7 protein-coding genes are annotated in these 6,554 nt (G+C 39.8%); 2 read left to right on the top strand and 5 right to left on the bottom strand.

Features of this window, described 5'->3' with window-relative positions; genetic code table 11:
• On the top strand, positions 1 to 368 hold a 368-nt coding region (locus ABWY16_RS08550), incomplete at its 5' end, for an asparagine synthase-related protein (RefSeq protein WP_353904226.1).
• Positions 369 to 397: 29 nt separating this feature from the next.
• Positions 398 to 1,504, top strand: a complete 1,107-nt coding sequence (gene glf / locus ABWY16_RS08545) for a UDP-galactopyranose mutase (protein WP_353904225.1) — start codon at positions 398 to 400, stop codon at positions 1,502 to 1,504.
• A 117-nt stretch (positions 1,505 to 1,621) separates the two neighbouring features.
• Here the strand turns inward: glf and ABWY16_RS08540 are convergent, their stop codons facing one another.
• The 5 genes from ABWY16_RS08540 to ABWY16_RS08520 all read right to left on the bottom strand — a co-directional run bounded on the left by ABWY16_RS08540 (position 1,622) and on the right by ABWY16_RS08520 (position 6,304).
• The gene (locus tag ABWY16_RS08540) at positions 1,622 to 2,425 is read right to left on the bottom strand and encodes an aldo/keto reductase (protein ID WP_353904224.1); all 804 of its coding nucleotides are present in this window, start codon (positions 2,423 to 2,425) and stop codon (positions 1,622 to 1,624) included.
• 129 nt (positions 2,426 to 2,554) lie between these two features.
• On the bottom strand, positions 2,555 to 4,240 hold the full coding sequence (locus ABWY16_RS08535; RefSeq protein ID WP_353904223.1) for a DUF3863 domain-containing protein: 1,686 nt from the start codon (positions 4,238 to 4,240) through the stop codon (positions 2,555 to 2,557).
• 223 nt (positions 4,241 to 4,463) lie between these two features.
• Positions 4,464 to 4,901 (bottom strand): hypothetical protein, encoded by a 438-nt coding sequence (locus tag ABWY16_RS08530; RefSeq protein ID WP_353904222.1) that lies wholly within the window; start codon positions 4,899 to 4,901, stop codon positions 4,464 to 4,466.
• A gap of 80 nt (positions 4,902 to 4,981) precedes the next feature.
• Positions 4,982 to 5,638, bottom strand: a complete 657-nt coding sequence (locus ABWY16_RS08525) for a DUF6266 family protein (protein WP_353904221.1) — start codon at positions 5,636 to 5,638, stop codon at positions 4,982 to 4,984.
• A gap of 12 nt (positions 5,639 to 5,650) precedes the next feature.
• Positions 5,651 to 6,304, bottom strand: a complete 654-nt coding sequence (locus ABWY16_RS08520) for a DUF6266 family protein (protein WP_353904220.1) — start codon at positions 6,302 to 6,304, stop codon at positions 5,651 to 5,653.
• Positions 6,305 to 6,554 lie beyond the last annotated feature (250 nt).

Below are 6,554 nucleotides of genomic sequence, written 5' to 3'. Positions count from 1 at the left end.
ATGCTGGCTTAATAGAAATTTCAAGGGCTATACCCAATCATTTACTTCTAAAAGACGGCATTAAGAAATCCATCTTAAAAGATATTCTTGCAAAGCACGTCCCCAAAGCATTGTTTGACCGGCCTAAACGAGGTTTTAGTGTTCCCATTGCACTGTGGTTCAGAAAGGAGCTGAAAGAAGAACTTTTAAGTTTAAACGAGGGTTTACCGCCTTTTATCAATAAGGCTTATGTGAACCAATTGGTCCATGAACACCTCTATCTAAACAGAAACCATTCTTATACCCTCTGGAATTTAATGAGAATTAAGAAATTCTATAGCTCTCCAAAAGCTAAGGCAAACCCTGTAGCAATGCTGAGCTATTCGTAAAATAAGGCGAAACCATTAATTTAAAATATATGTATGACTTTGTTATTGTAGGAGCTGGATTTGCAGGAAGTGTACTTGCTGAAAGGCTGGCAGATGCTAAATATCGGGTACTTCTTATTGAAAAGAGAAATCATATTGGCGGCAATGCCTACGACCATTATGATGAAGCGGGGATTCTGGTGCATAAATATGGGCCACATATCTTTCATACAAATAGTACTGAGGTATATACCTATTTATCAAAATTTACAGAATGGCGCCATTATCAACACAAAGTACTGGCAAGTGTAGATGGGCAATTGTTGCCGATACCCATTAATATGAATACAGTCAATGAATTGTACGGGCTTGATCTCGATGCTGAAGGGGTGTCGGCTTTTCTCGCAGAAAGGGCAGAGAAAATACATCCTGTAGTAACCTCCGAAGATGTTGTACTGAGCAATGTAGGCAGAGATCTGTACAATAAATTTTTTAAGGGTTATACAAAAAAACAGTGGGACCTTGACCCTTCTGAACTTAGTGCATCAGTGACGGCAAGAATTCCAACGCGCACTAATAAGGACAACAGATATTTTACTGACAAGTACCAGGTAATGCCCCTGCACGGTTATACCAGGATGTTCGAAAATATGCTGGCTCACCCCAATATTCATATTATGCTTAATGCTGATTATAAAGATGTGATCAGCGGAATAAGTTATAAGAAAATGATATTTACAGGTCCTATAGATGAATATTTTGATTTCCGCTTTGGGAAACTCCCCTACCGGTCAATAGATTTTAAGTTTAAAACTTTTGACCAGGAGCAGTTTCAGGAAACAGGAACGATCAATTATCCTGATGATTATGATTTTACCAGAATTACTGAATTCAAGTATCTAAGTGGCCAGAAACATAGTAAAACCTCCGTGGTTTACGAATTTCCAAAAGCAGAAGGCGACCCTTACTATCCAATACCAAAACCTGATCATGCCGCTCTTTATCAAAAGTATAAAAGACTGGCGGATGCTATGGATCACACCTATTTTGTTGGGCGGTTAGCTACATATAAATATTATAATATGGATCAGGTTGTTGCACAAAGCCTCATGGTTTTTAAAAAAATAGCAGGATTGGATCAGGTAGTTAAAAGCTGAGGGCCCAGCTACAAATTCATTCCTTTGCTTAGGCCGCCCAGATTGTTTCGTCTGATGGTTCTGCCTCTTCAAAATACAGGTTTTCACCATATATGGTGTGCCCGGCGATGATTTTCTTTAAACACTATAAATTAGTCCGCTACCTCTATCCAACGATTTGATGGAAGCCAGATCATCGGCAGACAACTCAAAGTCAAATACAGTGAAATTTTCATTTATCCTATTCCTATTAGCTGATTTCGGAATAACCACCACCTCTTTTTGGATTAACCAACGCAAGACCACCTGGGCGACACTCTTATTATATTTGCATGAGAGCGCGACTAAGAGTTCCTGATGAAAAAGATTATTTCTACCCTGAGCAAAGGGTGCCCAGGATTCCAGTTGAATGCCTTTAGAATTTAAACCATTCTGCATTTCTGTCTTTTGGGAAAACGGATGGGTTTCCACTTGATTGATTGCCGGGACCACATTATGCTGCTTAACTAGATCTGAAATTTGATTCATATTAAAATTACTAACACCGATCGCCCTTACTTTACCCTCCTTGTATAATTCTTCCATTGCATTCCAGGATGAATCTACATCTCCCTGCGGAAGATGGATCAAGAACAGATCAATATAGTCAAGACCCATTTTCTTTAGCGAGGCCTCACAGGCATGCTTTGTTTTTTCATAGCCTACATTCGCGGGGATAAACTTCGTGGTTACAAAGATTTCTTCTCGTCTGACATTACTTTTTTTGATTGCTTTGCCAACCGAATCCTCATTGTTGTATACAGCAGCGGTGTCTATAAGTCTGTAACCGATATTTAAAGCATTTAGCACGGCCTGTTCACATTCAAAACCCTCTTGAAGCAAGTAGGTACCAAAACCAAGTAGCGGCATCTTTACTCCATTATTTAATATTACATTTTCCATTTTTGCACTGACTTAATGTCAAGTTCAAAATTCTTAATATCCATCCACTGAAGTGTAACCGGATTGGTAAATGTTGTAGTCAAATTGTTTATATGGGTGGTCTTTCTGTAAATTTGTCTTTAAATTATATCAACTGGAGAAGCCAAAATTTACTGCTACAGTATTCCCGGCAGGTTTTATCCTGAAAACCGGTCCACCGGCCGGCTTTGAAAACATGCCTGTGACAGCATTTAGCTGATAACTCATTCCTTCAAAGTTACAGGATATACTTTTGGCTCCAATATTACTGAAAGGCAGTTTTTGTTCTGACGCTGCATTTAAATCAAGAAACCAATCCAGCTTTTCCTTACTCACCAGCTTTATATTAAAACTCTTTTCATTGAGATCCATTTCGAGCGTTCCTTTAACGGATGTAAGAGGCCAGGTTATGTGTACAGAATTTAAGTCCTTGTTGGTGAAAACCGGATTGCCACCTTTCAGCAATACCTCTTTTCCCTGTATGATCGCCTTTACTCTTAAACCTGCAAGCTCATCCTTTGCGCTCCAGATGTAACCATCAATTAACGGTAATGTGTAAAAAGAACATTCATTGGATGTTGCGATCTCTGTAGTGTATCTATCTGGAACTTTTTCATTGAATAAATGGATATCCCGGATCCTCAGTCCATCATTTTCCCATAACAAGTTAATTCGATAAAAGCGGCTGTTGTACCAGATCGTTTTTAAATCGCTGCCCTCAAGATCTTTGGCTACTGCAAATGAAGTTGCAGGCGTTACCTTGTATTTCTTTTTAAACCAAAGTCCTGATTGCTCCAATGTTTCTACAACCAGCTTACCCTCTGCACGCAGTTTTGCAATTAAAGGCAATTGCAGTTCCAATCCTTTTGCCATCGCAGACCACGTAAAGGAATTTTCCTGACCAGCCTGCGTATAATTCCATCCCAGTGATTTGTCCTGAGTAAATATTTTAAAAAACCATGAAACCCATTCCGCATCGCCTCCTCCGAACTTATATACAGGTTCCAAAGTAATAACACCTTGTCTTTTTGTACCAAGGCCGGTATCATACTGTCGGACCGGATCACTGCCAAGCATCCTGAAGATCGGCACAGGAATTTGATTTTCCGCGTTTTGGGCGGGCATATAGGAGTTGATCTTACTTGGATAGTAGGCCTGATTCCAATACCCGCCCCATAAGGTATATCCATCAGTACCATACTGGTCTTTACAATTTGCAGAAGCAACGATTTGGTATTTTTTATACATATAATTCAGTGTGTGGGCATCAATAAACCAACTGGCCACAGACTTTGGATAATAACCGAAAATCTTTTTAAAATCTGCCATGTATACATCTGTAATCTTTTCCCGCTCAGCAGGTGTATAGCCAGTCGCAAAACCAACATCGGCATGCCAGTCCCAGGAATACCTGCCTCTCCATTTTATTCCTGCTTTTTCAATAAGAGGCTGAGGAAGTTCCCACCAGCCGCCTATCTCAAAAGAATTTGCAGGTAATGATCTAAGCAATTTTTGATACCGGGAATCCATAAGGGCATCATATTGCAATAAGAATGTTCCTGGAAGGTTATATTTTCTCATGATTTCTACTTGCTTTACAACCGTCTGATAAAGTACATCCTCGGTAATTTCTGGATCTCTTGGCTCAAGCAGCCTTATAAAATTCACGATATTTACCACTTTAGGTCCATCCTCATCATAACTTTTATTTCCGCTATGGGATATAAAAGAAGCGAATAAAGATGTTGTATTAAATATTATAAGAACAGTAAGCAGCGCTTTGATTTGTTTGTGCATCTTTTTAATATAAATTGTTAATATTAGTTTCAGTTACCAGCCGGGATTTTGTTGTAATTCGTGGCCACTTGTCCTGTAAAAAGCGATCTCCCTCAATGGAAGCGGCTGCAGATAATCCCTGGCAGAATTAAACCGACGGTTGCTTTCTGCAATCAGAAATCCATTGGTATCCACCTTTGATATTTATATATTTAAAATTACTTAATAAGTGCCATAAAGGTGATCAGTTGCAACATAATAGATTTCTCTTTTTGTTATAATTTATAAGGTAACCTCTCTTTAAAGAATCGTTAAGAAAAGAGCGGCCGATAAGTTGCTCTACTAATGGCTGCCCAAGCAGAAATGGCTCCAATAGTACTTTAATTCTCTTTTCCTGGATTCCGATCCGCCTAGCGAATTCTTCGAAATCTAAGTGGCTTGGCGCCGCATTTTTTTTCCAATCTCCAGATTTGAAGCCATCAGCGAAAAGACCTCCGTCCAACGCAAAATCTGGATCATCTACATGTAGTTTGGTGTTCAGCAGATCGTAAGCCGGGCTTAGTACAAAGTCCCCCTGAGCAGTTTCAAGCAGCCCAAGTGATAAAAACATTATAATGTGGTTTTTATTTGAATCCGGGTATAGATCGGATGATCTGAATGTTGACGTGGATAGTGCTTTCACTGTAATACAGGATAACGGTGGTTGCAGGGCTCCCAGCACCCAAGAGATTTTAGCAATGAAGGTAGGTATTATACAAATAACTATTTCTTAATGAAATTGAAGACGCCAAGATATCTGGAATTGGAAGGCCGCTTCCCATCTGCAGAAAGCAGAAACATCCATACGTGTACGGGGCCTTTGAAATAATTTACGGTATCCGGAACATTAGCAATATCATCCTTCCTCAGGGCCAGATCATCCATGTAGAACAGCTGCCTGCGTCGCAGTGCATCACTGTAAAAAACGAGATGTACTGTGTCGTGATCGTTGACCCCAGGTTTTTGGCGGTCAGGGTTTATCCACTCTACAGTGATGTCACCATTTTCCTTTGTTTTTACTGTTGGCCGATATACATGATCCAGGGTTCCTTTACTTAATTGTACCAGTGCGTCCTCAACCTTGAGATTCGGGTATTCACCTGTTACTGCAGTATGGAAATTTTGTTTGACTGCAGCGTTCATTGAGGTTATATTCATCCTCTTTGTGTTATACCCATCACGTACAACATAGACGAATTTACTCAGGTAACGGGAAATTAACCCAAGGCGGGAGCGCTGCCTTTTCTGGTCCTTACTAGGTTTTCTGCTGGACTTGCCTGGTCTTGACCTCCCAAGTTTAAGTTGGCGCCATCGGTAAACGACAACGCCAGCTACCCTACCGCGGAATTCACCGAGCCCACCCGGTATATGATATGCCATATTATTTATCTTTTATTCCTCGCGTGCAGGTAATATTAATTGTCCTAAATATTCGCTGTCACATACACGTTTCTGATCAGTAGACATGAAGGATATATAGATTTCCATGCGCGTAGGTGTGTCCTCTTTAAGCATATCAAACTGGTATTTACCTGCCGACCTTTTTATAGCGTGGGTTTCAAATTCCGCATTTTTCAGCTCCGGAAGATAAACTAACACCATCAGCTGGTCATCATGTCTAAACTGGTTTTTTATGAGCTCTGTATTCCATGTGAATTCAAGACCGGCGTCATTCTGGCTTACCTGAAGACCAGGAGTTTTTGGCATTTTACCCTTACTGAACTGGACTTTGGTAAAATCAATTTCCTGATTTGGGTATTCTCCTTTAATCCCGTTTAAGAGGGTATGTGAAAGCATCAGGTCATTTGGAGTTTTTTTGAGTGCCTGGCCTTCAGGTTTCATCGCTACATTGATGAATTCCTTCACCGGAGAAATAAACTCATTTGTTATTCTGACTCTTTGCCGGGATTTCTTCTGGTTTTTTGTTGCCGGCTTAGTGGATATGCCAATTGTGCGTTTTACCACTTTTCCCATGCGGATATAGGTAACTGTATTTCCAACTCTACCTATAAAACCGTCCCATGAATCCATGTTTGCTTTGCCCATAAAATAAAGATATATGTTAATAATCAATTAGTTATACCAATTTAAACATATCAGGAATTATTTGCAAATATTTTTTATTTTTTTTTTGCTTCGATCGTATGATAGTCGTATACTGTTCGTATTTCGCTCGTAATTACAATGTATTTACAAAGAATCAACGTTAGGTTTTGCTCATAGTTGTGCCGGGTTTGGAACGGCTTTGATCAGAGTTTGTTTCGTGTTTGCAATGAAGTTTAGCCGTTACAAACAT

Origin of the sequence: Pedobacter sp. (assembly GCF_040513095.1) — a bacterium.
Lineage (GTDB): Bacteria > Bacteroidota > Bacteroidia > Sphingobacteriales > Sphingobacteriaceae > Pedobacter.
The sequence above is the reverse complement of the archived record's forward strand: the minus strand, read 5'-3'. Positions and strand labels throughout refer to the sequence as shown.

Bases quoted from the DNA above. Each gene is read 5' to 3' on its own strand.
- ABWY16_RS08520 (WP_353904220.1), bottom strand. From the start codon at position 6,304: ATGGGCAAAGCAAACATGGATTCATGGGACGGTTTTATAGGTAGAGTT.
- ABWY16_RS08540 (WP_353904224.1), bottom strand. From the start codon at position 2,425: ATGGAAAATGTAATATTAAATAATGGAGTAAAGATGCCGCTACTTGGT.
- ABWY16_RS08525 (WP_353904221.1), bottom strand. From the start codon at position 5,638: ATGGCATATCATATACCGGGTGGGCTCGGTGAATTCCGCGGTAGGGTA.
- ABWY16_RS08535 (WP_353904223.1), bottom strand. From the start codon at position 4,240: ATGCACAAACAAATCAAAGCGCTGCTTACTGTTCTTATAATATTTAAT.
- glf (WP_353904225.1), top strand. From the start codon at position 398: ATGTATGACTTTGTTATTGTAGGAGCTGGATTTGCAGGAAGTGTACTT.